The following is a 24,639-nucleotide window of genomic DNA, read 5'->3' as shown; positions in this document are numbered from 1 at the left end:
CGCGGATAAGCTTCGCCGAAATTTCTATGGAGTCTCCCATGAGCGACCCGGCGCACGTCATTCGCCCCACGCCCCCCCTTCGCACGAAGGTCGGCGGCGGTTTCGGCATCAACGCCGACGCCATCGCACGGGCGGAGGAAGCGCTGAAGGCCATGTCCGCCCAGTTCGGACAGTGGCTGAACGACGAGATCGTCAAGCTGGACAAGGCCCAGGCCGACGTCCGCGAACAGGGCTTGAACGCAGAGACCGCCGAGGCCCTGTACTTCCGCGCCCATGACCTGAAGGGGCTGGGAACGACGTATGAATATCCGCTGGTGACCCGTATCGCCGGTTCGCTTTGCCGCCTGCTGGACGACGCCGGCGCCCGCCAGAACGCGCCCCTGATCATTATCGACGCCCATATCGACGCCATCCGCGCCGTGGTTCGCGACCAGGTGAAGACCGACGAAAACCCGACCGGCCGCATCCTGGCCGAATCCCTGGAAGCCAAGGTCGCTGAACACAAGGCGCGCTGAGCTTCAGCACCCTCCAAAATGAAAAGGCCCGCCGTCAGGCGGGCCTTTTCTTTGCTGTGCCCCAGGACTCAAGCGGCGGTGGCGGCGATCCTTGCGGGGCGGACGGGCGCCTGGTCCAGCCGCTCCATCAGATAGGCCAGGTCGTCGCGGAGGACGTTCGGCCGCTGGGTCAGGAACCGTTCCAACATGCGCTGGCGGAAAACCTCGCTCGCCGTATCCACCCCTTCGGCCGACAGGGCGCGCCAGGTGTCGACCCCCGCGCGGAAGGCCTGGAACAGCCGTGGCGGCAGACCGGCCCGGTCATAGATCGCCTTTAGCCCGAGAGGTCCTGCATCATGGATCATCAGCCAGGCCCGGTGATGCGGCGTGTTGGCCAACTCGGCCAGACCATGCTCGAACATCGCCATCTGTCCCCGCGCCAGGCCGCGCAGCAACAGCGAGGCGTTCAAGGCCTTGCGCAGATTCAACTGCGCCATGAAGGCGCCCAGGTCCGCGCTGCTCGCGGCCTGATCCACCAGATCGACCGTGGCGCGCTCGCGTGCGTACTGAGCCAGGCGAATGGCGGTCTCGGGCGCCATCGCATGCCGCGAGACCAGGTGTTCGCGCACCGTCTCGCTGGCCAGTTCGATCAGGCGCTCGGTGATATGCAGCGGCAGCACCTGGCGATAGGCGACGGATGTCACCACCTCGGCCGAGTCCGGGAAACGATCGACGATCGCCCCCAGGGCGCGTTCCGACAGGTCTGCGTTGTCATTGGCCGCCAGGGCTCTGACCGCCTGTTCACAGCCTTCGTCCGCCAGCGCCTGGGCCACGTCGCGCGACACGCGCGGTCGACCGGCGACGGCGACCTGACGCAAGGCCGCGCCCCCGCGCACGATCTCGATCAGGTCTTCGTCGCTGAAGGCCGGCGAAGCGCCGATGATCGGCAGGGCGATGCTGTCCACGTCCGCCGCCAGCCGGCGGGCGACGTCATTGGGGATCAGGTCCGATGCCTTCAGCGTCACGGCCATGGCCCGACGCACCAGTTCGGCCGCGTCATTGGCCAGCAGCCGCACGATCTTCTGCGCCGCCTGCCGGTCCCGGTCATCCAGATCGGCGCGATCCATGTTGCGGCACAGCTTGTGCGCCGCCTCCGCGCGTTCATCGTCATCGGCCGCCTTCACCAGGCGCTGGATGTCCATTTCGGTCAGTCGGGCGCGGTGGGCGGTCATGGACGGCTCGTCAGGGAATCGGGCGTGTCCGATATCATGAGACTGCCATGCTTAACGGCCGGTTTACTATGGAGAGACCGGGCGGCGGTCAGGTCGATTTCCCGCCATTCGGCGAAAAGGCGCCGCCGAACCCGCTTCCGCTCGATCCGTCCTGGCCCAGAAGCAGGGCCAGGATGCCCTGATCCTGCTTCAGCCGATCCATCCGCGCCGCCAGAACCTGGTCGCGATCGCTCAATTCCGGCATTGGGAACCGCGTATCCCCCGCCCCGGCCGCCGGCGCGCCGTCGCCCGCCGAGCGTTGCAGATTGGCATGGACCTCCGAAACCGTGGCCGCCCGCCCGTTCTTGTAGAAGATGCTGCGGTTGGCCCGGGCCGCATCGGGGAACAGGGCGACGGCGCTGGCGCCCGGGTTGCGGTCCAGGGCGTTCATCAGACTGGCCGCGCCCGCCGGCCCCAGGAAATGGGCGGCGTACAGATCGCCGGCGCCGGGCTCCTTGCCGGTGCGCCCGCGCAGATAGGCGGCGTTGGACGCCGTCAACTCCGCCGCCATCACCGAGGCGGCGTGCGGATCAAATCTCAGGTCCAGCACCACATTTCGCGCCGATCCCTCCACGCGCCAGCGTCCGTCGGTCCCCCGGTGGATCAGATCGGCGTACTGGCCGTAGCCGTGCTGGGCGCCATGCTGTTTGACCGTCCCCAGCCAGGTCTGTTCAATGAACTGGAACAGGCCTGCCGCCGATGAGGTGGGCGCCTTGGCCGACGGGTTCATGGCGCTCTCGCGCCGCGCCGTCTTGACCAGGAAGTCGTAATCGACTCCCACGGCGGTCGAGGCGCGCTGGATGGCCGCCTCTACCCCGCCGGAAGATGGAATCGCTCTGACGCCCATGACAAGCGGAGGGTCGTCGAACGTGGTTAATCAACCGTTAATCGTTAACGACAGCGTTAACAGCCGAGCCATGATCGACGTTTGTCGAACCGCGTATCTTCGCCGCAAAGCCGCCACAACCTGAGCGCTCACTTTCTGTTACGGGCGCTGCGGGGGCGGTGAACGAGGGAGTGCAGTCATGATGATCCGTGCCGCCGGGGGTCCCGGCGCCGTCAGCCCCATCGACTTCGGGGAACGCAAGAAACCGCTGCCGCGCTGGATGTGGGCGGCCATCGGCCTGTCGGTCCTCGCCCATGTCGGCGCCGGCGTGGTGCTCTATAACCAGCGGTTCCAGTTGAAGGCGCCCGACGTCACTCCGCCGGCGCCGCCGCCGACCATCGTCACCCTGGACCTGCCGCGTCCGAAACCCCTGCCGAAGGTCGAGGCCAAGGCGCCGCCCGCGCCGCAAAATCCGACCCACAAGCCGCCGGTGGTCTTCCCGACGACGGAGCCCTCGCCCTTCGCCGCGCCGGACGTCCCTGTCGTCGACGCGGCCCCGGGTCTGGTCGTCAGCACGGCCCCGACCGGCGTCCAAGGCGGCACGGCGACGACGGAAACGCCGATCCGCGCCGTCTCGGTCATCAACAACCCGACCTGGGCCAGCCGTCCGTCGGCGGCGCAGATGGCGCGGGCCTATCCGACGCGCGCGGCCGAGAATGGCCTGTCAGGCTCCGCCAGCCTCTCTTGCGTCGTGCGCATCGACGGCGGCCTGACCGCCTGCCGCGTCGCTGGCGAAACCCCGAACGGCCAGGGTTTCGGTCGGGCGGCCATGAGCCTGACGCGGGACTTCCGCATGAACCCCCGCACGGTCGACGGCCGCGCGGTGGACGGGGCGACGGTCAACTTCACCGTCCGTTTCGCGATGGCGGACTAGAACCGTCGAGGATCGAGGGCGCGGGCCGCAGGCGACGGCGCCCGCCCCTCGATCGCATCGGCCACGACGGCCCCGACCATCGGCGCCAGCAGCCAGCCGTTGCGACGCGGCGCCAGAGCCAGAAACAGACCTGCGCCGTCCGGCGCCGGGCCCGCCATCGGCAACCCGTCCGGCGAGGCCCCGCGCACCCCGGCGCGCCATTCGATGTCCAGCGGTTCGGGCGAGCGCCCCAGCACCCGCCAAGCCGCCTCAAGCAGGCGTTCGCCGACAGCCGCGTCGGGCACGGTGTCGCGGCGTCCCGGCTCCATCGTCGCGCCTATGACCGCTCCGCCGGTCATAGGCGCCACATAGGCCCCCGGCCCGCGCAAGGCGTGGGACGCCAGATCCGCCTTGGCCACCCCGATCTGCCCCCGGATCGGCTGGACGTTCTCGACCAAGGTCCGCGTCGCCTCCGGCGAACCCGGAATCGCGTCGCCGGCTCCCGTCGCCAGCACGACCGCCGAGGCCGTCAGCGTCCGATCGTCCAGTTCGATGGTCCAGCCGTCGGACTGGGCGGTCAGCCGGACCACGCGGCCCTGGATGATCCCGTCGCCGAGCGAGGCGTGCAGGGCAGCCATCGCCTGTTCCGGCTGGATCTGACCGTCCTCGTCCGTGACTACCCGATCGCCGTCGCGGCGGGCTTCGAAACCCAGGGCCTTCAGCCGCGCCGCCATGCCGTCCACGTCTCCGCCGCGCCATTCGGCCGGACGCCGCGCGAAGGCCACGCCGGACGCCTGGGCGAAGGCGGGCCACAGATCGCGTCCCGCACGCAGAAGCGCCGCCCGGTCCGGCGAGACATCGTCGATCGCCGCCTCCATGGCCGGCGCCACCATGCCCGCCGCCACCCGCGAGGCGTTGGGTCCGCCGGGATCGACCACAGTCACCCTATGGCCGCGTCGCGTCAGCTCGAAGGCCGTACTCAGGCCCAAAACGCCGGCGCCGATGATCACTATGGCAGGGGAAGACATCACCATGTCCAGATCGACCCGCGAGGCCCGGAATGCAAGCCGCCCCGCCCGGACCTTTCGTCCTAGCTGCGGCGCTTCGCCCGCATTGTTTCAGACTGCGCCCAGCACACGGTTCACATGGGCCATCTTGCGGCCGGGACGGGCCTCGGCCTTGCCGTACAGGTGCAGGCGTTCGTCCGGCTTGCCGGCCAGGGCGCGCCACTGCTCGACCTCGTCGCCCAGCAGGTTCTTCATCTCGACGCGGGCATGAGCCGACGTCGGCCCCAGAGGCCATCCGGCCACCGCGCGGATATGTTGTTCGAACTGGTCGCAGACGCAGCCGTCCTGGGTCCAGTGGCCGGTGTTGTGGACGCGCGGCGCGATCTCGTTGACCAGCAGGACGTCCTCGCCGCCCGCAACCGGAATATCGAACAGTTCGACCCCCAGGACCCCGACATAGTCCAGCCCGTCCAGGATGGCTTCGGCGATGGCGCGGGCGCGGACCTGGGTCTTCTCGTCCACCGTGGCCGGCGCGAGGGTGGTGCGCAGCACCCCGCCCTCGTGCCGGTTCTCGCCCAGCGGATAAACCGCCATATGGCCGTCCCAGTCGCGGGCGGCGATCACCGACAGTTCGCGCACGAAGCTCGCCCTGGCCTCCAGAATGGCCGGGCGGCCGCCCAGGCTTTCCAGCGCGGCGGGAGCCTCCTCCAGAGTGCGGATCCAGACCTGGCCCTTGCCGTCATAGCCTTCGCGGCGAGTCTTCAGCAGGGCGGGCAGACCCAGGGTCGTCAGGCCGAGGACCAGATCGTCCAGCGTATCGACTACGGCGAACTCGACCGTCGGTGCGCCGACGGCGTTCAGGAAGGTCTTTTCCTCCACCCGGTCCTGCGACACGCGCAGGGCGGTCGGTCCGGGCGCGACCAGGGCGCCGGCCTCGGCCAGCCGTTCGATGGAGGCGGCGGGCACGTTCTCGAACTCGAAGGTCACGACGTCGGCGGCCCGGCCCAGGGCCGTCAGGGCCTCGGGGTCGTCATAGGCGGCGACGATCTGGGCGGTGGAGACCCGGCCCGCCGGGCTGTCGGGCTCCGGATCCAGGATGACCACGTCGAAGCCCAGGCGTGCAGCCGCCTGGCTCAGCATCCGGCCCAGTTGGCCGCCGCCGAGAATGCCGAGGGTCGAACCGGGAGGAAGCGGAAGCGTGGGCACTCAGTCCTCGACGGTTTCGGCGACGGAATCCGTCAGGGCGGCGCGGAAGGCGGCCAGACGCGCCGCCAGGGCTTCGTCCGACAAGGCCAGGATCTGGGCGGCCAGTATGCCGGCGTTGGCCGCGCCCGCCTCGCCGATCGCCAGGGTGGCGACCGGAACCCCGGCGGGCATCTGCACGATGGACAACAGACTATCCATGCCCTTCAGGGCCTTGGACTGGACGGGCACGCCCAGCACCGGCAGTTCGGTCATCGAGGCGGCCATGCCCGGCAGGTGGGCGGCGCCCCCGGCCCCGGCGATGATGACCTTGAAACCCGCCGCCTTGGCGCCGGTCGAAAACTCGACCAGCCGCTGGGGGGTACGGTGCGCGCTGACGACCTTGGCCGTCCAGGCGACGCCCAACTGATCCAGTTTGTCGGCGGCCAGCTTCATCGTCGGCCAGTCGGACCGACTGCCCATGATGATCGCCACCGGCGTTGCGGAAGTCGCCATATCTTCAAGGCCCCTCGCGGAAAGGCCGCCCGTTACAGCACGCGGCGGACGCCCGCAACCGATACAGGCCGTGTTTACGGCGGGTTTCGCTACGGCCCCGCCTTCAATCTCGGCCGTTCAGCCTCTAACATCCGCTTATCGCGCGTCCGGTTGAGTCGCGCCGCCGGAGCCAGCCTGCGCCGTGACCGACGTGGCCGAACACGACCTGACCGCCGAGATCGCGCGCCTGCGCGCCGAGCTGGACGCCTGGAAACAGCGCGCCGCTGCGGCCGAGGCGGCGGCGGACCACGACGTCCTGACCCCGGCCCTGAACCGCCGCGGCTTCGTCGCCGCCCTGCAGCGGACCATGGCCTATTGCCAGCGCCACGGCGTGCCGGCGGTGCTGCTTTATCTGGATATGGACGGGTTCAAGGGGGTCAACGACCGGCTGGGCCACGCCGCGGGCGACGCCGCCCTGGTGGCGGTGGCGCGGATGCTGCTGGGCCATCTGCGCGAATCGGACGCCGTAGGCCGCCTGGGCGGCGACGAATTCGCCTTGCTGATGCTGAACGCCGGCGTCGATGAAGGCCGGGCCAAGGCGCGCCAGCTGGCCGAGGCGCTGAAGACCGAGGGCTTCGTCTGGAACGGCCAGCAGACGCCGCTGGGCGGCTCGTTCGGCGTGCGCGCCTGGGACGGCCACACCGACCCCGAAATCTGGCTGACCGAGGCGGACGCCGCCATGTGGGTGCGCAAGAAGGGGCGCTGAGGCCCCTTCCCCGCCTTCCCTCTTATAGCGGCAGCCGCAACTGAACGCCGCCCATATGGCTGTCGGCGTGTTCGCCGTACCGGCCGCGATAGGCGATCGTCACCTTGACCGGCCCCAGCGACCCTTCGACCCCGGCCGAGGCCAGGAACTGGCCGCCGAACGGATCCTCGACCTCCCGCTCCAGCACCTGCGCCGGGTTGTTGTAGAGGCCGACGCGCACCGGGTCGGAACTGTCGTCCAGGGCGTCGCGATAGCCGCCCTCGGCGAACAGGCCGAACCCGCCCATCTCCGCCTCGGCCCGCAGCGCCACCTCGCCGCTGATCGCCTTCATCTCGCGATCCTCATATTCGTACTGGGCGGCGACGCCCTGCTCCCAATAGCCGTCGACGTCGCTGGTCGCCCAGGTCACGGCCGCACGCGGCGACAGGGCCACTCCCCCCATGTCGAACCACATCCCGCCCTGCAGCCGAGCGCCCGTGCTGAAGGCGCGGGTCTCGGCCGTGTGGACGATGGGCGCCAGGCTGGTGGTGCGCTCGATGTCGTCGATATTGTCGCGCGCCACCCCGACCGCCGCATTGACGAACAGGTCGCCTGAGCGCCAGCCGCCATACAGATCCAGGCCGAAACTCTCGACGTTGAAGGTCAGGGCCTGGCTCTCGACATCGGTCTTGCGCGCCGTGCCGGCCATGCCGAACCGCCAGTTCGCCGACGGTCCCGCCTCAAGCGCGATCCGACCGCCCCAGCCGTCGCTGGACGACTCGGTGACCGAATGGCGCGCGTCCGTGTCCACGCTGTCGACCATGGCCGAGGCGGTGACCGCCACGCCGGCCTCCCAGGCTTCACGACCCGACAGGGCCTCGCTGGCTGCATCCAGGGCGTCTTCGCGGTGCCGGAAGGTGGTCTCGCCCTGCAGAGCCGCCTGGGACCCGATGTCGCCATAGTAGAGGTAGTCGGTCGCCAGACGGGCGATGATCTGGTGCCCGGCTGCGGTGGGATGGACCCCGTCGAAGTAGAAATAGCTGTTCGGGTTCGAACAGACCGTCACCCCGTTGAAACAGGCCTGGGTCACGTTGGTGATGCCGAACTGACCCGGATCGGCGGCCAGGGTGTCGCCGATCTTGAACAGGTCCATCAGGATGATGTTGCTGCCGGGCCGCCCCGCGGCCGTGGTGTTCAACCCCGTCAGCAGGCTCGAATTGAAGGTCGTCACCGCATAGTCAGCGAGGGGCGCGGCCGTCGTGCCACGGAACTGCGGCGTCAGGCTGAGCTTGGGCAGGTTGGTGACCAGTATGGTCCCCGCCCCCGCGCCGGCGACGCTGTTGACCAGGCTGTTGATGTTGGCGGCGGCCGACGTCGCGACCGGAGTGATGGCGCCGACCGGGCTTGCCGAGGCGCCGGCGGCGGGCAGTCCCTGGAAGATGTCGTTGGCGCCGCCCAGGACGCTGACCAGGTCATTGGACCCGAAGGTCCCGCCCCGGCTGGTGTAGGCGGCCAGCTGGGTCAGCATCCCGGGCGGCGGGCCGGCCGAGGCGTCGGTGCGGGCGCCGCCGAAGGCGTAGTTGATGCTGCCGCTGACGGAGCCGGTGAAATTGACCGCGTTGAAGCCCAGCAGTTCGGTGAAGACCGGACCGGTGGAGAATCGTCCCTGGTAATAGGGCGGGCTGGGCGGCTGCGTGCCGCCGGACGCCAGATACAGGTTGCCGTTGTCGCTCAGGCTGTCGCCGAACACGACCAGGCGATTGTAGGTCTGGGCCGAGGCCGAGCCCGCAAAGGCGCAGGCGGCGACGACCAGAGCGGCGACGGCGCCGCCGGTGAGATAGCGTGACATTTATTTCCTCCCACAGCCGTCGTGTATCGCGGCCGTTACTCGGGAGGATGCGCCACTCTGCGGCGAGCGCAAGATGCCGTTACGTCAGCCTTCGGAAGATAACGGGTCGTTCCGTCAGTGCAGGGTGCGGAACTTCAGCGTCCCCGGCACGGTCTTCAACGTCCGCAGGGCCTCGGGATCATAGTCCCGGTCCACGTCGGTGATGACATAGCCGGTGCGCTCATCGGTCTTCAGATGCTGACCCAGGATGTTCAGCCCCGCCGCCGCCAAGGCCCGGTTCAGCTCGGCCAACACGCCCGGCTGGTTCTTGTGGATGTGCAGGATGCGGTGCGCGCCCGAGACCTCGGCCAGTTGCACGTTCGGCAGATTGACGCTGAAGGTCGTGTCGCCCCGGTTCAGATAGCCCAGCAGACGCTCGGCCGCGAACTCGGCGATGGCTTCCTGGGCCTCCTCGGTCGAGCCGCCGATGTGCGGGGTCAGGATCATGTTCTTCATCCCCTGCAGCGGGCTTTCGAACGGGTCCGAATTGGTGCGCGGCTCCTCGGGGAAGACGTCCACCGCGGCGCCCGCGACCCGGCCCGACCCCATGGCCTGGGCCAGGGCGCCGACGTCGACCACATGGCCCCGCGACAGGTTCAGGAACAGCGCCCCCTCCTTCATCCGGGCGAACTGGGCCGCGCCGAAGATGTTGGAATTCTCGCGACGCCCATCGACGTGCAGGGTCACGACGTCGCTCTCGGCCAGCAGGGCGTCCAGCGAGCGCATGCGCCGGGCGTTGCCCAGGGCCAACCGCTCCGACAAATCATAGAACAGCACCCGCATCCCCAGATTCTCGGCCAGGACCGACAACTGGCTGCCGATGGCGCCATAGCCGACGATGCCCAGGGTCTTGCCGCGCAGTTCCTTCGACCCCGTCGCCGACTTGTTCCACTGGCCCACGTGCATGGCGGCCGACTTGTCCACCACGTCGCGCATCAGAACGATCATCAGGCCGATGGCCAGTTCCACCACCGAACGGGTGTTGGAATAGGGGGCGTTGAACACCGCGACCCCATGGTCCGAGGCGGCGTCCAGGTCGATCTGGTTGGTGCCGATGCAGAAGGCGGCGACCGCCATCAGCCGGTCGGCCTCTTCCAGCACCCGGCGGCTGACCGTGGTCTTGGAGCGGATGCCCAGCACGTGCACGCCCTTGATGGCGGCGATCAGGTCGTCCTCATCCAGGGCGCCCTTGACCGTTTCCACCGAATAACCGGCCTCCTCCAGCCGTTCGACGGCGGCGGGGTGGATGTTCTCGAGCAGCAGCATCTTCATCCGGCTGCGCGGGAAGGACCAGCGGCCGACCAGGCCTTCGGCGTGCAGCACCTCGTCCAGCGATGCGGCCTCGGCGTCGGCGACCTCGACCACCGACGGACGGCGCGCGACCTCGGTGAAGGCGTAGAAGACGTCGGCGGCCCCGGCCAGCTTGACCTCGGCGTCGTTCCAGCCGTCGCCGACCATGACGACCCGACCCGACAGCTTCAGGGCGTGGATGACGGCCGGCTTGCCGTCAGCCTGGGACAGGGGATTGGCGTCATCGACACCCGTCACCCGGTCGTCGGTGTCATAGACCAGGTCGTTACACAGCACCCGGTCAGGCGAGACGCCCAGCATCTCGGCCACCGGCGCGATCACCTCGCGGAAGCCGCCGGACAGGATGACCACCTTGCCCTTGTGCTGCTGGAAGAAGTTCAGGTTGCGCCGCACCGAGGCGGTCAGGTGATCCGGCGCCGTCTCGGCCAGGGTCGCTATATGGGCGCGGGTCAGGGGCAGCAGGGCCAGACGGCGGCGCAGCGCCTCGCCGAATGCGATTTCACCGGACATGGCCCTGTCTGTCAGATCTGCGATCTGAGCCCGGACCTGATCGGCCTCGGGCGATCCCGCCAGGGCGATATCGGCCAGGGCTTCCAGGGTCTCGAACCCAACCAGGGTCGAATCGAAGTCGAAGATCAGTGTGGGGCGCGCGCTCATGGGCGGGGTCTTAGCCGCCTTCGCCCTCGCAGCAAAGCCGAGCCTTGCTGATGAACAGGCTCAGTTTCGCTTAAACCTTGCCGTCCGCCGCGAAATTCGTCGCGGCGGACGGCAAGAAATATCAGAAGCGCGCGATACGGCGCACGTGGCTGTCGGGGCGACGGCTTTCCAGCACGGCCGCGCCCACAGCGGCGGCGATGGTGGCCACCGCCAGCAGGGCCCCGCCCTCGCGGGCGTGATCGCGGGCATAGGCGCCGGCGTCGTCGGCATAACGGCGCGCCGTCTTGCCGTGCTTCTTCAGCGCCTTCTTTGAACCTTTGCGGGTGGAGCGGAACCATTCGTCCGCCCGCCCCCGCGCATCATGGGCCGCGTCAGCCGCGCGATGGCGCGCCTCGCGGGAGAAGTCTCCGGCCCGCTCGCCCGCGTCTTCGGCCCGATGACGGAAGGCGTCGACGGCGTCGTGGAAACGGTCGCGCAGGTCTTCCGTGTCCACCCATCCGCGCGGATCAATACGGGTCTTGATACGCTGATAGCGAGTCGGTCCGCTGCGCTGGGTCAGATACAGGACCACGGCGGCGCCTGCCGCAAGGGCGACGAGGCTGCCGGCGGTGACGCCCGGATGTTTGCGGACTTCGGCCAGGGCGCTGAAATTACGGACCATGGGATAGTGAACCTCTTCATCGAGGCCGTCCTCGGTCGGGTCATAGAGCCCGTCGTCATACGGCCGATAGGCGGAACGGCGGTCCCGCATCAAAGATGGAGCGAACCGCGCCAGAAGAGGTTCCGCAATCCCCGGCAAAGCTGAGTAGAAAGACGCGATGACGCGCCCTCCCCCGCCGACCGTGATCTCGCGGATCGGATGGGTGGCGCAATACAGGATGGTGTCGGCGACCACATGGGTCGCATAGACCGGCTGGGGATTATGCACCGCCTGGCCGGTCAGGTTGCGGGCGTGACGGCTGTAGGGGGTATCGATCGCGCCGGGCTTGACCAGGCTGACCGTTACAGGCGCCTGCTCGCGCAAAAGTTCGATCCGCAGGGCGTTGGTGAACCCCTTCACCGCATGTTTGGACGCCGCATAGACGCCCTGCACCGGCAGCGGCAGGTCCGACAGGATCGAGCCGACATTGATGATCGCCCCGCCGCCCGGCCGCGTCCGCAGATGCTCCGCCGCCGCCAGAGACCCATTGACCACGCCCCAATAGTTGGTCTCGAACAGGCGGCGCTGATCCTCCAGCCTCGTCTCGCGGATCGACCCGAACATCCCGACCCCGGCGTTGTTGACCCAGGTGTCGAAGCCGCCGAACAGCCGCACGCATTTCTCGACCGCCGCCTTCAACGCCTCGGGATCGGCCACGTCGGCAACGGCCCAGGCCACGCGCGCGCCTTGGGCCTGCAACTCCTCGCACAGGGTCCGCAAGTCCCGTTCGCCCCGCGCGATCAGAAACACCCGGGCGCCGGCCCGCGCCGCCCGCCGCACCGTCGCCAGCCCCACGCCCGAGGTCGCGCCGGTGACGACGATGGACTGCTCGCCCAGGGGCTTCAGCACAGGTTTCGCGCTCATCGACCGTTCCTTGCTTCCAGAGCTCGACAATTTCTCGAGGTTTTTCCGGATTTGTCGAGGCGGATTCTACAGGTTTTTCGAGGCCTGCGCGCGAGTTTGCGGGCCGCCGCGCCGGCGCGCAAATTCGTCCCCGATCATCGTCCCCCTTATCAAGGCGGCTCAGGGCGCCTAAATAGCCGCGATCCCGAAATGACGCCGTTCAAGGACCTTGCCGTGACCGATCACGCGCCTCAATCCGCCGTTTCCGACGATCTGGCCGCCGCCTTCCAGATCGAGGGCTGGCCTGTGCGCGGCCGCCTGGTCCGGCTGGGCGCGACCATCGACAAGATCCTGGCCGCCCACGCCTATCCCGAGCCGGTCGCCGCCCTGCTGGGCGAGGCCTGCGCCCTGGCGGCCCTGATCGGGTCCAGCCTGAAGTTCGACGGCCGGCTGATGGTCCAGGCCCAGGGCGACGGACCGGTCCGCTATGTCGTCGCCGACTATGGCACCGACGGCACGCTGCGCGGCTATTGCCGCTATGACGAAGCCGAGGTGGCCGAGGCGTCCCAGGGCTTCGCTCGTCCCGGCGCCCAGACCCTGCTGGGCCAGGGGGTCTTCGTCATGACCCTTGATCGCGGCCCCGACTTCGAACGCACCCAGGGGATCACGCCCATAGAGGGCGAAAGCCTGTCGCTGTGCGCCGAACACTATTTCCAGCAGTCCGAACAGGTTCCGACCAAGGTGCGCCTGGCCGTCGGCGAGGTCCTGACCGAGGCGGGTTCGCAGTGGCGCGCCGGCGGGGCGATGATCCAGATCATCGCCGGCGACGAGGCGCGCGGCTCGACCGAAGAGGTCTGGGACCGCACCCGCGCCCTGTTCGGCACCCTGGGCGACGACGAACTGATCGACCCGACCATCTCGCCTGAGACCCTGCTGTTCCGCCTGTTCCACGAAGACGGCGTGCGGCTGGAGGGCGCACGGGCGCTGACGGCCGTCTGTCGTTGCTCAAGGGACCGTATCGCCTCGGTTCTGGCCTCTTTCGACCCCGCCGAACGCGCCGACATGGTCGAGGACGACGGCAAGATCCGCGTCACCTGCGAATACTGCGCCACCGTCTACGCCCTGGAGCCGGACGAGGTCGTCGCCGAACAGATCTGAATGGAAAAGGGGCGGCCGATCCGGCCGCCCCATTTTTATCTAGCCTTCCAGATCCAGCGAATAGCCCGCCGAGCGCACGGTGCGGATCGGGTTGGCGCTGTCGTCGCCGATGGACAGGGCCTTGCGCAGCCGGCCGACGTGGACGTCCACCGTGCGGGCCTCGACATAGACGTCGGAGCCCCAGACGGCGTCCAGCAGTTGCTCACGGCTGAACACCCGGCCCGGATGCTGCATGAAATGATCCAGCAGTCGGAACTCGGTCGGGCCCAGATGCACTTCCTGGCCCGAGCGCTTCACCCGGTGCGAGACGCGGTCGATGATGATGTCGCCGTGGTTCAGACGATCGTCGGCCAGGCCCGGCCGGATGCGGCGCAGCACGGCGCGGATGCGGGCGATCAGTTCGACCATCGAGAAGGGTTTGGTCAGGTAGTCGTCGGCTCCGGTGTCCAGGCCGCGAACCCGATCGCTTTCCTCGCCCCGCGCCGTCAACATGATGACCGGCAGGTTGCGCGTCTCGGCCTTGCCCCGAATACGGCGGCAGACCTCGATGCCGGACAGCTTGGGCAGCATCCAGTCCAGCAGGACCAGATCGGGCTGACGCTCATCGATCTGCAGCATGCCCTCTTCACCGTCGGAAGCGACGGCGACGTCGTAACCTTCCTTCTCGAGATTGTACTGAAGCAGGGTCGCCAGCGCGTCCTCGTCTTCCATCACAAGGATATAGGGCTGCACTTCGGGTCTCCGGTCTCGGCTTAGTGCGAGTTGGTCGTCAGGTTGGGGGTCGAGGTCTCGTCTTCCGCTCCCGGCAGGGCGCGCGGTCGCTCGCCCACCATGTCGTCGCCGGTGATCTCGTAGTGAACGGTCTCGGCGATATTGGTCGCGTGGTCGCCGATCCGTTCCAGATTCTTGGCCATGAACAACAGATGGGTGCAGGCCCCGATCGTGCGCGGGTCGCCCATCATGTAGGTCAGCAGTTCGCGGAACAGGGCGTTGTAATGCTCGTCCACCTCGTCGTCCGTCTGCCAGACGGCCACGGCGCGATCGAGCTCGGAAGCGGTGTAGGCGTCCAGAACGTCGCGCAGACGGGTCGAAACCAGGCGGCCCATCCGCTCGATCGAACGCGTCAGGGGCTGCATCGGCTCGGCTTCCGCCAGGATCAGCGCCCGCTTGGCGATGTTCTTGGCTAGGTCGCCTGTGCGTTCCAGGTCTGACGCCATCTTCATGGCGCCCAGGGTCCGACGCAGGTCGCTGGCGACCGGCTGGCGCAGGGCGATCAGACGGATGGCCTTCCGCTCGATATCCCGTTGCAGGGCGTCGAGCTTCAGGTCGCGATCCACGACGGCGCGCGCCAAGGCCACGTCCCGCCGGGCGACGGAATCGATGGCGTCCGAGACCTGGGCTTCGGCCAGGCCGCCCATGCGGGCGACCTCGGCCGTGATCTGGTTCAGCTCGTCGCCGTAAGCCTTGACCGTGTGCTGGTTCATCAGCCGAAGCGTCCCGTGATGTAGTCCAGGGTGCGCCGCTCACGCGGGTTCTGGAAGATGTCTTCCGTGTCGCCGGTCTCGACCAGACGACCCATGTGGAAGAAGGCGGTGCGCTGCGAAACCCGTGCAGCCTGGGCCATCGAGTGGGTGACGATGACGATGCAGAACCGCTCACGCAGTTCGTCGATCAGTTCCTCGATCCGCGCGGTGGCGATGGGGTCCAGGGCCGAGCAGGGCTCGTCCATCAGGATGACTTCGGGGTTCACCGCGATGGCGCGGGCGATGACCAGACGCTGCTGCTGACCACCCGACAGCCCCATGGCCGACGACTGCAGGCGGTCGGCGACTTCTTCCCACAGGCCGGCGCGCTTCAGGGCGCTTTCGACCACGCCGTCCATCTCGGACTTGGCGCTGACCAGCCCATGGATCTTGGGGCCGTAGGCGACGTTTTCGTAGATGGATTTCGGGAAGGGGTTCGGGCGCTGGAACACCATGCCGACACGGGCGCGCAACAGGACCGGGTCGATGGACCGATCGTTGATGTCCTCGTCGTCCATCGCGATGCGGCCGGTGACCTTGCAGCCCGCAATCGTGTCGTTCATGCGGTTCATGGTCCGCAGGAAGGTCGACTTGCCGCAGCCCGAAGGGCCGATCAGGGCCGTGACCGTCTTGTCCGGAATATCCAGCGAGACGTCGTAAAGCGCCTGCTTGCCGTCATAGAAGACGGAGACGTCACGCGCCGCGATCTTGATCGGTCCGGTTGGCGGAGTAGCGACCACGGTCGGGCCGCTCACAGGCGTGGCGTCTTCAAGCCGGGCTTCCACGGCGGAGGCGGCTTTGGAGGGCGTGGCTTCGGGCAAGACCTGACCGCCCATGCGAACGGATTCGGTCGGATCGGCGGCGCCGGCGCCGGTCTGGTCTTCAGCAGAACGGAAGATACGGAATTTCATTCTCTTACCACCGACGCTCGAAGCGCCGCCTCAGGATGATGGCCGCCGTGTTCATGATGATCATGAAGACCAGAAGAACGATGATCGCAGCAGCGGTGCGTTCGTGGAACGCCCGCTCGGAGGCGTTCTCCCAGATGTAGATCAGCGAAGGCAGGGCGCCGACCGGCTGGTCGATCGCATGCGGCACGCCGGGAACGAAGCTGACCATGCCGATCAGGAGCAGCGGCGCGGTCTCGCCCAAAGCGTGCGCCATGGAGATGATGGCGCCGGTCATCACGCCGGGCATGGCCAGAGGCAGGACGTGGCTGAACACCGTCTGGGTCTTGGAGGCGCCCATGGCCAGGGCGGCCTCGCGAATGGACGGCGGGACGGCCTTCAGCGCCGAGCGGGTGGCGATCACCAGGGTCGGCAGGGCCATCAGGGCCAGGACCAGACCACCGACGATCGGACTGGCGCGCGGCAGATGCATCCAGTTGATGAACAGGGCCAGACCCAGCAGGCCGTAGACGATCGACGGCACGGCGGCGAGGTTGTTGATATTGACCTCGATGATGTCGGTCAGCTTGTTCTTCGGCGCGAACTCTTCCAGCCAGACGGCGGCGCCGACGCCCAACGGAATGGCGATCAGGGCCGTGACCATCAGCATCAGCGCGGAACCGACCACGGCGCCCAGCACGCCCGCCAGTTCCGGCTGGGTCGAGTCGCCGTTGGTGAACAGGGCGGTGTTGAAGTGCGAACCGACGACGCCTTCGGCCTGCATCCGGTCCAGCCAGGCGAGCTGCTGGTCGGTCAGACGGCGCTGGTCTTCCGGCGTCTCCTTCGAGATTTCGCCCTTCAGATACAGGTCCGCCTCGTCCGACAGAGGCACGGCCAAGGGCACGGTCTCGCCAATGACGTCCGACCGCTTGGCGACCAGGTCGGCGGCGACGAACTTCAGCTCGGACGAAAACAGGGCCTTCATCTGGCGAGAGGCGTCGCCCGCCGCATCGTCCTGAATGCCCCAGCGCTTCAGCTGCTGTTCGGCCGCCATCTGTTCGAAGTTCGAGCCTTGCGGATAGGCCCGGTCCACACGCGCAGGGTCCATATAGACCGGCACGGTCACGGTGTGGGTGTAGAAGGCGGTGTGGCCCTGGGCGACGATACGCACCATCAGGATCGCCAGGAAGATCATGGCGGCCGCGATGGCCAGACGGCCGTACCACTTGAACCGAGTCTCTTTCGCGTGACGGCGCTTGAGGCCGGCGCGCAGACGATCCAGCCGCCCTTTTGCGGCCGCGCTGTCGATCTGATCGGGGGTCGCGTCAGTCATATTGTTCCCGATAGGTCTGGACGATCCGGTGAGCGATGATGTTCAGCACCAGAGTGACCATGAACAGGGTCAGGCCCAGGCCGAAGGCCGACAGGGTCTTGGCGCTGTTGAACTCCTGGTCGCCCGTCAGCAGGGTCACGATCTGCACCGTGACGGTGGTCACCGTATCCAGCGGATTGAAGGTCAGGTTGGCGGCGAGGCCGGCGGCCATGGTGACGATCATGGTCTCGCCGATGGCGCGCGACACGGCCAGCAACAGGGCGCCGGCGATGCCCGGCAGGGCGGCGGGCAACAGAACCCGCTTGACCGTCTCGGACTTGGTCGCCCCCATGGCGAACGAGCCGTCGCGCAGGGACTGCGGCACCGCGTTCAGAATGTCGTCGGACAGGGACGAGACGAAGGGGATCAGCATGATGCCCATCACCGCGCCGGCCGTCAGGGCCATCTGGTTCTGAACCAGAGCGAGATACTGGCCCAGTCCGTCCAGCGGTCCGCCCATCAGGAACAGGCCGATCTCATTGAAGAAGACCCGCAGGATGGGTCCCACCGTCAGGGCGGCGAAGAAGCCATAGACCACGGTCGGCACGCCGGCGAGAATCTCGAGCAGCGGCTTGATGACGGCCCGGGTGGTTCGGCTGGCGTATTCCGAAAGATAGATGGCGGACAGCAGACCGATCGGCGCCGCCACACACATGGCGATCGACATGATCAACATGGTGCCGACGAACAGGGGCACGGCCCCGAAGGCGCCGGTGGATCCCACCTGGTCGGCCCGGATGGCGATCTGCGGGCTCCATTGGGTGCCGAACAGGAAGTCGAAGATCGGCACCTTCTGGAAGAAGCGGAAGGAGTCGAAGGCCAGCGAGGCGATGATGCCCAGGGTCGTCAGCACGGCGATGGCGGAACAGATGAACAGGGCGCCGTAAATCCAGCCTTCGACCCGGTTGCGCGCGCGGGTCTGGGGCTTGATCTGGGTCAGGGCGAACAGGCCGCCGAGAATAGCGGCCAGGATAGCGGCGACCCCGCCGCCCCATTGCAGGGTGCGTTCGATACGCACCATGCGGCGAGCTTCGACCGGTAGCTGTTCGGCCAGAGGCCGTTCCCAGATCTGAAGAGCCGGCTCGCCCCGACCGACCCGGTGGGCGTCGGCGAAGAAGGCGTCGCGGCGGAAGTGCTCAAGCTCGGCCACCACGTCGGGCGTGCCGGCGGCGGTTAACTGACGCTCCAGCGGCGCAGCGAAAACGCTGAGAAGGATAAGAACCAGCAGAGCGGGCGCAGCGACCCAGATCAGCGCGTAGGCGCCGTGCTGCCCCGGACGCGAGTGGGGATGCGCGCCAACGGCGCGACGACGCGCCAGCTCGCGTCCGCCAAAAAAGGCGGCGGCGCTGAGCGCGGTGAGGATCAGCAAATAAATCCAGATCATTCCGGGTCCGAAGCGGGCAGGCGCGAATCGAATGGCGACCGGGAATCCGGCTTCGACGCGGCGCGACTACTGCCTGCGAATGGTCAGCGGAATAAGACACGTTGATGACAGTTCGGTAACAGCGGCGGCCTCCAGCGCCATCAGGCGGCCGTCCGGACGTCACGACGCTCGACCACCATGGGGAACCAGGCCGTGAACGCGGCCCCGAGCCCGGGCGCGCTCTCCACCACCAGCCCGCCCTGGTGGCGGTTTATGATATGCTTGACGATGGCCAGGCCCAGTCCCGTCCCCTGACGTTCGCCGCTCTTCTGGCCCTCGACCCGATAGAAGCGTTCCGTCAGCCGCGGCAAATGTTCCCGGGCCATGCCCGGTCCGTGATCGCGAACCGTGACAGCCGCATAGAGGACGCCGACCGCCCGATCGGGCGTCACCAGGGGCAGTCGCGTCGCACCGGGCATCCGCGAAGCCCAGGCCTCGTCGAACGACAGATCGGACCGCACCGAAATTTCCACCGTTCCGCCCTTGGCCGAATATTTGACGGCGTTGTCGAGCAGGTTCTGCACCACCTGCAATATCTCGTCCCTGTCGCCGCTGATCGAGGCCCTCGCCTCGCCCTGGTCGACCACGACATTGATCTGCTTCTCTTGCGTCAACACGCTGACGGCGTCGACGACGTCGGACGCCGCGCGATCCAGATCGACTCGCCCGGACGGCGGAATATGCTCATTCAGCTCGATCCGGCTGAGCGACAACAGGTCCGCGACCAGCCGCCCCATCCGATCCGCCTGGGCCGACATGATGTCCAGGAAGCGATCGCGGGCCGCGACATCGTCGCGCGCATGTCCCTTGAGCGTCTCGATGAAGCCGCTCAGGGACGCCAGCGGCGTGCGCAGTTCATGGCTGGCGTTGGCCAGAAAATCGACGCGCATCATCTCGGTGCGCCGCGCGTCGGTTTCGTCACGAAGAATGACCAGGGCGAGAGAGCCCTGCCCTTTTCCTTCTCCGTCGCCTAAGGGGCGTGTCCAGGCGCGCCAGCGCCGGTCGCGCTGCCCTCCGGTGGCGTAGTCCGTGGTTCGAGAGACGCCGCCGAACAGGGCCTCGTCCACGGCTTCCAGCACGCCGGGCTCCCGGATCACCTGAACCAGCAAGGCGCCCTGACTCTGGATGCGGAGCAGGTCTCGCGCCGCCTTGTTGGCCATGACGACCCGGCGGCCCGCGATGTCGTCGGGCTCGCCCCCGCTGATGATCAGCACAGGGTCGTCCAGGGCTTCGAACACACGGTCCAGCAGCTCCGCAGTCTTTGGATCCGCCGACCGTTCGATCGGGGCGCCCGATGTTTCAGGCAAGGTCGCGACCGAAGGCGGCTGCACGTTCAGAATCCAGGCCGAAGCCGCGACGACCACCGCTCCACCGATCAGCCAATTCGCGATCTCGGGATGGATGAAGGCGAGCCCCACCATCACAACCAGGGCGATTGCGATGCTGATGCCCACCGTCCAGAAACGGGAGGTCGAGATCGGCGCCACCGGCGAAGGCGAGGATTCATAAGGCATATGCGGCGCCAGACTCGTGTGAGCAGCCTAAGGAATCCAATCCTTGCACGGATTCTGTGACGGCGCGCCGACAGACGACATTGATTTTTCCAAGCGTGGCCGCACCGTTTGTTTAGGAGTTTGGCCCAGCATGGCGCTGAAGGGGACGCCGTGGACCGGATACTTTATTGCATCGTACGTGATCACGACTGGCGGGTGAGCCTGCTGGCAGTCATCGTCTGCCTCGTCGGCATGGGTTCAGCCTCCCGCTTCATGGAGCGCGCCCGCATCACCGATGGAGCACGCCGCCGCCGCCTCGCAATCTCGGCGGGATTGATCGGCTCGATCACGATCTGGACCACCCATTTCATCGCCATGCAGGGCTATGTCGGCGTGGGCGCCCTAACCTACGATGTGGCGATGACCCTGGCCTCCACGCTGGTGATCCTGGCCGCGATAGGCGTGGCCATCTTCACCATCTTGAGCGGCGACGACCGCTGGCGCCGCGTCATGGGCGCCCTTGTCGCCGTCTCGGGCTTGGCCGCCATGCATTATCTGGGGATGGCGGCGCTTCAGGCGCCCGTGCATCTCAGTTGGCGGCCCGAACTCGTGATCGTGTCCATCATCGGCGGCATGGTGATCGGTGGAACCACCGCCTTCTTCTACAAGCGTGGAGGACTGACACGATTGGCGACGACGGTCCTCGGAGCCTCTGTGTGCATCCTGTTCCTGCATTTCGTCGGCATGGCCGCCATAACCGTGACGCCGGACCCAACCTTGAGTTCGCAGTCCGGCCTTTCGCCCGACGCCATGCGAACCCTGGTGTTCCTCATCGCCCTCTCCATCCTCAGTATCGGCAGCGCCCTGGTTTTCATGGCCTATATGGCGCGGGCCAACGCGCTCGGTCATATCCGCGAAGCGGTCGAGGCCATGTCGGACGGACTGGGCTTCTACGACGCCGATGACCGCCTGCTGCTGTGGAATGCGCGCTACGCTGAGGTGAATCCGGAACTTGCGCCCTTCCTCAAAGTCGGAATTACTTTTCGTGAAGTCCTTCAGATCGGCATCAATGAAGGCCGATATGACGAAGCCATTGGCCGCGAGGACGAATGGATCACCGAACGCATCCGTGTGCGCCGCCAGGGCGAATCGACGATCGAGCAGCGGGTGGCCGGCGACCGATGGCTGCAAATTCAGGATCGACGCACCGCCGAGGGCGGTACGGTCACAGTCTGCAACGACATCACGGCCCTGAAGCGCGACGCCCAAGCCCTGAGAGAGGCGAGAGACGCGGCCGAGGCGGCCAATGTCGCCAAGAGCCAGTTCCTTGCGAACATGAGCCACGAGATCCGCACGCCTTTGAATGGCGTGATCGGTCTGTCGCAGGCCCTGTCCAAGACCGACCTCACGGCGGAGCAGCATGAGATGCTGGACCTGATGCAGGCCTCGGGACGCACGCTTCAGACCTTGCTCAGCGACATCCTGGATCTGGCGCGGGTCGAATCGGGCAAGCTTGAACTGACCAACGACGCCTTCGAACTGGAAAGAGCTGTGCGCGAAGCCGCGCAACTCTATGCCGAAAACGCGCGTGAGAAACACCTGGGCTTCCACATTGATATCGACGTGGACGCGGGTCTCTGGATCCGCGGCGACGTGGTGCGGCTGAAGCAGATCCTGACCAATCTGATCTCGAACTCGGTCAAGTTCACCAGCCAGGGCTTCGTCGGCCTGACCGTCCAGCGCGGCCCGGAGAAGGAGGGCGCGCCCACCCTGCGCTTCATGGTCGAGGACACGGGAATTGGCTTCGACGCCGCCACCCGCGAGCGCCTCTTCAGCCGTTTCGAACAGGCCGACGGCGGCATCACCCGCCAATTCGGCGGCTCCGGACTGGGCCTGTCGATCTGCCGTCAGCTGGCCGAAATGATGGGGGGCGACCTGGATTGCGAAAGCGAACCGGGTGGCGGATCCGCCTTCATCCTGACCCTCCCCCTGATCACCTGCGAAGCGCCGGTCCAGTTGGAGGCGAAGGCTTCGCCCGCCATAGATGGCGATCGGCGTCCCGTCCGGGTGCTGGTGGCCGACGACCACCCGACAAACCGTCGCGTCCTGGAACTGATACTGAGCCAGATCTCCTCGGTGATCTCCATGGCGGAGAACGGGGCGGAGGCGCTGGAGGCGTTCCGCGCCGGCGACTTCGATCTGGTGCTGATGGACATGCAGATGCCGATCATGGACGGGCTGACGGCGACTCAGGAGATTCGCCTGCACGAAGCGACTGCAGGCGGCCGCCGGACCCCCATCGTCATGCTGACGGCCAACGCCATGCCCGAACACGTCGCCGCCGGACGGGCCGCCGGGGCCGATCACCATCTGGCCAAGCCCTTCAACACGACAGAACTGCTTGCAATCGTCGCCGATCCGGACGCTCTGCTCAAAGACGCCGCAAAGGCGGCCTGATCGAAAGCGCCGCCAAGACCGTCCTGCCGTTCCATTTACCGTCAGGGCGGTTGCACATCCATCATGATGCGTGTAATAGCCCGCGCTCTTGAATTCGAGGGTTCATGACCCCCGCCGCGCGGGCCCAGGGTTGGCGCGGTGTTTCCGTTGTTGTTGAGGCGAGCCAGATGGCCGAGATCATTCTGAACGTGGACGTCCGCGATGGCGTCGGCACCGGCAGCGCACGCGCTGCCCGTCGCGCCGGTTTCGTGCCGGGCGTCCTGTACGGCGGCGACAAGGCCCCCGTCGCCGTGGCGGTGAACGAGAAGGACTTCCGCAAGTCGCTCTACACCGGCAAGCTGCTGGGCCACCTGGTCACGCTGAAGTACGGCGAAGAGACCCAGCCGGTCATCGCCAAGGACATCCAGTTCGACCCGGTGTCGGACCGCCCGATGCACTTCGACCTGATGCGCGTCGATCAACACGCCCCGATCAAGATCGAGGTTCCGGTTTACTTCAAGAACGCCGATGACGCGCCGTTCGTCCGTCAGGGCGGCTCGCTGGAAGTCGTCCGCCACGCGGTCGAAATCATGGTCAAGGCCGACAGCATTCCGGAAGAACTGGTCGTCGATCTCATCAAGTCGCAGATGGGCGACACCATCCGCTTCTCGGACATCGAACTGCCCAAGGGCGTCGAGCCGACCATCACCGACCGCGATTTCGTGATCGCCACCATCAAGGTCTCGTCCGCCGCCATGTCGGCCGCCGCCGATGAAGCCGCCGAGGCCGAAGCCGCTCCGACCGAGAAGACCGAAGGTTAAGCCTTCGTCGCATCGACAAGATCAGGCCCCGCCCGGTTCGCCGCGGCGGGGCTTTTCTTTGGGCGACGCACGCGGCATGAGGACGCCATGATCATCATCGCCGGGCTCGGCAATCCGGGCGCCAAATACGAGAAGAACCGCCACAACATCGGCTTCATGGCCGCCGATGAGATCGCGCGGCGCTGGCGCTTCGGGCCCGAGCGGGCCAAGTTTCAGTCGATCGTCAGCGAGGGCCTGGTCGATACGGCGGACGGACCGGTCAAGGTCCTGCTGATGAAGCCCCAGACCTATATGAACGAGAGCGGGCGGGCCGTGGGCGAGGCCGCACGCTTCTACAAGATCAAGCCGTCCGAGATCATCGTCTTCCACGACGAGATCGACCTGGCCCCCGGCCGGTTCCGCATGAAGACCGGCGGCGGCGCCGCAGGCCAGAACGGCGTCCGCTCGCTGATCAGCCATCTGGGGCCCGACTTCCGTCGCGCGCGCATGGGGATCGGCCATCCCGGCGAGAAGGAGATGGTCATGCCCCATGTCCTGGGCGACTTCCACAAGGCCGAACAGCCCTGGCTGGACGCCCTGCTCCAGGCCTGCGCCGACGCCCTTCCCTTCGCCGCCGCCGGCGACGACGAGCGCTATCAGGGCGAGGTCATGCGCCTGGCTCCTGCGCCCAAGTTCAGCCCCCGCCAGGCGGCGCGCGGCGAACTGTAGCCTGTACGGCCTGGCGGAAACGCCGTAGAGGCGAGGCGTGAACCGTTCCGGCGCCGATCATTGGTCGACATCGAAGTCGCTCGCCTTCCTGGCGGCGGTGTTCGCCCTCATGCTCGGCGCCCTGCTGCCCTTCGGGGCCCTGGCGGCGGTGCAACACGGACAGCCTCTGGTCATCTGTTCCGCAGAAGGGCCCCAGACCATCCAGTCCGGCGGGATGGACGGCCCGGTCAACAAGCATCTGGGTGCCAAGTGCGCCGCCTGCGTCGTGCCTCTCGCGGCCGCCCTGCCCGCTCCGCCAGCGCCCGAACCTGCGCCGGTCATCCGCACGGTCGAGACGGTCGTCTATTCGCCCGCCCGCGTCAGCCCGCCGCCCCCGGCGCGCGCGCCGCCGCGTCCGCCGTCCACCGCACCGCCCCACGCCTGAACCAGACCCAAAGCCCGCGCCGGCCCTTCGCCCGCGCGCCCTTCTCGTTCTGACTTCAGGAT

The 24,639-nt window shown here is 67.4% G+C and carries 22 protein-coding genes; 8 read left to right on the top strand and 14 right to left on the bottom strand.

Annotated elements, in window-relative coordinates:
• The first annotated feature begins 38 nt into the window (after positions 1-38).
• Positions 39-515 carry a hypothetical protein gene (locus tag AC1RSI_RS08590; RefSeq protein ID WP_008264077.1) on the top strand — a complete coding sequence of 159 codons (477 nt, stop codon included), beginning with the start codon at positions 39-41 and terminating at the stop codon, positions 513-515.
• 68 nt (positions 516-583) lie between these two features.
• On the opposite strand, the gene spbR is transcribed toward AC1RSI_RS08590, so the two are convergent.
• Together spbR and AC1RSI_RS08580 are read right to left on the bottom strand one after the other, a co-directional pair.
• Positions 584-1,726, bottom strand: a complete 1,143-nt coding sequence (gene spbR, locus AC1RSI_RS08585; RefSeq protein ID WP_008261489.1) for a SpbR family protein — start codon at positions 1,724-1,726, stop codon at positions 584-586.
• A gap of 88 nt (positions 1,727-1,814) precedes the next feature.
• Positions 1,815-2,612 carry a transglycosylase SLT domain-containing protein gene (locus tag AC1RSI_RS08580; protein WP_154725187.1) on the bottom strand — a complete coding sequence of 266 codons (798 nt, stop codon included), beginning with the start codon at positions 2,610-2,612 and terminating at the stop codon, positions 1,815-1,817.
• A 178-nt stretch (positions 2,613-2,790) separates the two neighbouring features.
• Between AC1RSI_RS08580 and AC1RSI_RS08575 the strand changes: the two genes are divergently transcribed.
• Complete coding sequence (locus AC1RSI_RS08575) at positions 2,791-3,525, top strand: TonB family protein (protein ID WP_035307622.1); 735 nt, start codon at positions 2,791-2,793, stop codon at positions 3,523-3,525.
• On the opposite strand, the gene AC1RSI_RS08570 is transcribed toward AC1RSI_RS08575, so the two are convergent.
• From AC1RSI_RS08570 to purE, 3 genes are all read right to left on the bottom strand, one after another.
• Complete coding sequence (locus tag AC1RSI_RS08570) at positions 3,522-4,532, bottom strand: NAD(P)/FAD-dependent oxidoreductase (RefSeq protein WP_230307479.1); 1,011 nt, start codon at positions 4,530-4,532, stop codon at positions 3,522-3,524. The two genes, AC1RSI_RS08575 and AC1RSI_RS08570, sit on opposite strands and share 4 nt — an antisense overlap.
• Positions 4,533-4,622: 90 nt before the next feature.
• The gene (locus tag AC1RSI_RS08565) at positions 4,623-5,717 is read right to left on the bottom strand and encodes a 5-(carboxyamino)imidazole ribonucleotide synthase (protein WP_154725188.1); all 1,095 of its coding nucleotides are present in this window, start codon (positions 5,715-5,717) and stop codon (positions 4,623-4,625) included.
• On the bottom strand, positions 5,718-6,209 hold the full coding sequence (gene purE / locus AC1RSI_RS08560; RefSeq protein WP_008263824.1) for a 5-(carboxyamino)imidazole ribonucleotide mutase: 492 nt from the start codon (positions 6,207-6,209) through the stop codon (positions 5,718-5,720). It abuts the gene before it with no gap.
• Positions 6,210-6,390: 181 nt separating this feature from the next.
• Between purE and AC1RSI_RS08555 the strand changes: the two genes are divergently transcribed.
• Positions 6,391-6,954: a GGDEF domain-containing protein gene (locus AC1RSI_RS08555; RefSeq protein ID WP_154725189.1), complete on the top strand. Its 564-nt coding sequence runs from the start codon at positions 6,391-6,393 to the stop codon at positions 6,952-6,954.
• A 22-nt stretch (positions 6,955-6,976) separates the two neighbouring features.
• Here AC1RSI_RS08555 and AC1RSI_RS08550 read toward each other — a convergent pair whose 3' ends face one another.
• The 3 genes from AC1RSI_RS08550 to AC1RSI_RS08540 form a co-directional block, all read right to left on the bottom strand.
• Positions 6,977-8,782, bottom strand: coding sequence for an autotransporter domain-containing protein (locus AC1RSI_RS08550; RefSeq protein ID WP_154725190.1), 1,806 nt, complete (start codon positions 8,780-8,782; stop codon positions 6,977-6,979).
• 114 nt (positions 8,783-8,896) lie between these two features.
• Positions 8,897-10,789, bottom strand: coding sequence for a phosphoglycerate dehydrogenase (serA, locus tag AC1RSI_RS08545; RefSeq protein ID WP_035307614.1), 1,893 nt, complete (start codon positions 10,787-10,789; stop codon positions 8,897-8,899).
• Between the two features lie 121 nt (positions 10,790-10,910).
• A complete protein-coding gene (locus AC1RSI_RS08540) occupies positions 10,911-12,353 on the bottom strand; it encodes an SDR family oxidoreductase (protein WP_035307612.1) in 1,443 nt (480 codons plus the stop codon).
• A 213-nt stretch (positions 12,354-12,566) separates the two neighbouring features.
• Between AC1RSI_RS08540 and AC1RSI_RS08535 the strand changes: the two genes are divergently transcribed.
• On the top strand, positions 12,567-13,490 hold the full coding sequence (locus AC1RSI_RS08535; protein ID WP_035307637.1) for an Hsp33 family molecular chaperone: 924 nt from the start codon (positions 12,567-12,569) through the stop codon (positions 13,488-13,490).
• Positions 13,491-13,529: 39 nt separating this feature from the next.
• Here the strand turns inward: AC1RSI_RS08535 and phoB are convergent, their stop codons facing one another.
• From phoB to AC1RSI_RS08505, 6 genes are all read right to left on the bottom strand, one after another.
• Positions 13,530-14,222: a phosphate regulon transcriptional regulator PhoB gene (gene phoB / locus AC1RSI_RS08530; RefSeq protein ID WP_035307610.1), complete on the bottom strand. Its 693-nt coding sequence runs from the start codon at positions 14,220-14,222 to the stop codon at positions 13,530-13,532.
• 20 nt (positions 14,223-14,242) lie between these two features.
• On the bottom strand, positions 14,243-14,974 hold the full coding sequence (gene phoU / locus AC1RSI_RS08525) for a phosphate signaling complex protein PhoU (protein ID WP_008262987.1): 732 nt from the start codon (positions 14,972-14,974) through the stop codon (positions 14,243-14,245).
• Complete coding sequence (pstB, locus tag AC1RSI_RS08520; RefSeq protein WP_035307608.1) at positions 14,974-15,924, bottom strand: phosphate ABC transporter ATP-binding protein PstB; 951 nt, start codon at positions 15,922-15,924, stop codon at positions 14,974-14,976. Before pstB ends, phoU begins: the two co-directional genes overlap by 1 nt.
• A 4-nt stretch (positions 15,925-15,928) precedes the next feature.
• Entirely contained in the window at positions 15,929-17,233 is a 1,305-nt protein-coding gene (gene pstA / locus AC1RSI_RS08515) for a phosphate ABC transporter permease PstA (protein WP_154725191.1), read from the bottom strand.
• Positions 17,226-18,656 (bottom strand): phosphate ABC transporter permease subunit PstC, encoded by a 1,431-nt coding sequence (gene pstC / locus AC1RSI_RS08510; RefSeq protein ID WP_154725192.1) that lies wholly within the window; start codon positions 18,654-18,656, stop codon positions 17,226-17,228. Before pstC ends, pstA begins: the two co-directional genes overlap by 8 nt.
• 140 nt (positions 18,657-18,796) lie before the next feature.
• On the bottom strand, positions 18,797-20,209 hold the full coding sequence (locus AC1RSI_RS08505; RefSeq protein ID WP_008262189.1) for a sensor histidine kinase: 1,413 nt from the start codon (positions 20,207-20,209) through the stop codon (positions 18,797-18,799).
• Positions 20,210-20,404: 195 nt separating this feature from the next.
• On the opposite strand from AC1RSI_RS08505, the gene AC1RSI_RS08500 reads away from it, so the two are divergent.
• The 4 genes from AC1RSI_RS08500 (at position 20,405) to AC1RSI_RS08485 (ending at position 24,577) form a co-directional block, all read left to right on the top strand.
• On the top strand, positions 20,405-22,645 hold the full coding sequence (locus AC1RSI_RS08500; RefSeq protein WP_008263295.1) for an ATP-binding protein: 2,241 nt from the start codon (positions 20,405-20,407) through the stop codon (positions 22,643-22,645).
• A 167-nt stretch (positions 22,646-22,812) separates the two neighbouring features.
• Positions 22,813-23,445, top strand: a complete 633-nt coding sequence (locus tag AC1RSI_RS08495) for a 50S ribosomal protein L25/general stress protein Ctc (protein WP_035307605.1) — start codon at positions 22,813-22,815, stop codon at positions 23,443-23,445.
• A gap of 87 nt (positions 23,446-23,532) precedes the next feature.
• Positions 23,533-24,153, top strand: a complete 621-nt coding sequence (gene pth, locus AC1RSI_RS08490; RefSeq protein WP_035307603.1) for an aminoacyl-tRNA hydrolase — start codon at positions 23,533-23,535, stop codon at positions 24,151-24,153.
• A 37-nt stretch (positions 24,154-24,190) separates the two neighbouring features.
• Positions 24,191-24,577 (top strand): DUF2946 family protein, encoded by a 387-nt coding sequence (locus tag AC1RSI_RS08485; RefSeq protein WP_154725193.1) that lies wholly within the window; start codon positions 24,191-24,193, stop codon positions 24,575-24,577.
• Positions 24,578-24,639: the final 62 nt, after the last annotated feature.

This window comes from Brevundimonas sp. GW821-FHT10E09, from assembly GCF_058809375.1.
The sequence above is the reverse complement of the archived record's forward strand: the minus strand, read 5'-3'. Positions and strand labels throughout refer to the sequence as shown.

Bases quoted from the DNA above. Each gene is read 5' to 3' on its own strand.
- pstB (WP_035307608.1), bottom strand. From the start codon at position 15,924: ATGAAATTCCGTATCTTCCGTTCTGCTGAAGACCAGACCGGCGCCGGC.
- serA (WP_035307614.1), bottom strand. From the start codon at position 10,789: ATGAGCGCGCGCCCCACACTGATCTTCGACTTCGATTCGACCCTGGTT.
- purE (WP_008263824.1), bottom strand. From the start codon at position 6,209: ATGGCGACTTCCGCAACGCCGGTGGCGATCATCATGGGCAGTCGGTCC.
- AC1RSI_RS08540 (WP_035307612.1), bottom strand. From the start codon at position 12,353: ATGAGCGCGAAACCTGTGCTGAAGCCCCTGGGCGAGCAGTCCATCGTC.
- pstA (WP_154725191.1), bottom strand. From the start codon at position 17,233: ATGACTGACGCGACCCCCGATCAGATCGACAGCGCGGCCGCAAAAGGG.
- AC1RSI_RS08580 (WP_154725187.1), bottom strand. From the start codon at position 2,612: ATGGGCGTCAGAGCGATTCCATCTTCCGGCGGGGTAGAGGCGGCCATC.
- AC1RSI_RS08550 (WP_154725190.1), bottom strand. From the start codon at position 8,782: ATGTCACGCTATCTCACCGGCGGCGCCGTCGCCGCTCTGGTCGTCGCC.
- AC1RSI_RS08570 (WP_230307479.1), bottom strand. From the start codon at position 4,532: ATGTCTTCCCCTGCCATAGTGATCATCGGCGCCGGCGTTTTGGGCCTG.
- AC1RSI_RS08505 (WP_008262189.1), bottom strand. From the start codon at position 20,209: ATGCCTTATGAATCCTCGCCTTCGCCGGTGGCGCCGATCTCGACCTCC.
- phoU (WP_008262987.1), bottom strand. From the start codon at position 14,974: ATGAACCAGCACACGGTCAAGGCTTACGGCGACGAGCTGAACCAGATC.
- AC1RSI_RS08575 (WP_035307622.1), top strand. From the start codon at position 2,791: ATGATGATCCGTGCCGCCGGGGGTCCCGGCGCCGTCAGCCCCATCGAC.
- spbR (WP_008261489.1), bottom strand. From the start codon at position 1,726: ATGACCGCCCACCGCGCCCGACTGACCGAAATGGACATCCAGCGCCTG.
- AC1RSI_RS08495 (WP_035307605.1), top strand. From the start codon at position 22,813: ATGGCCGAGATCATTCTGAACGTGGACGTCCGCGATGGCGTCGGCACC.
- pstC (WP_154725192.1), bottom strand. From the start codon at position 18,656: ATGATCTGGATTTATTTGCTGATCCTCACCGCGCTCAGCGCCGCCGCC.
- AC1RSI_RS08590 (WP_008264077.1), top strand. From the start codon at position 39: ATGAGCGACCCGGCGCACGTCATTCGCCCCACGCCCCCCCTTCGCACG.
- pth (WP_035307603.1), top strand. From the start codon at position 23,533: ATGATCATCATCGCCGGGCTCGGCAATCCGGGCGCCAAATACGAGAAG.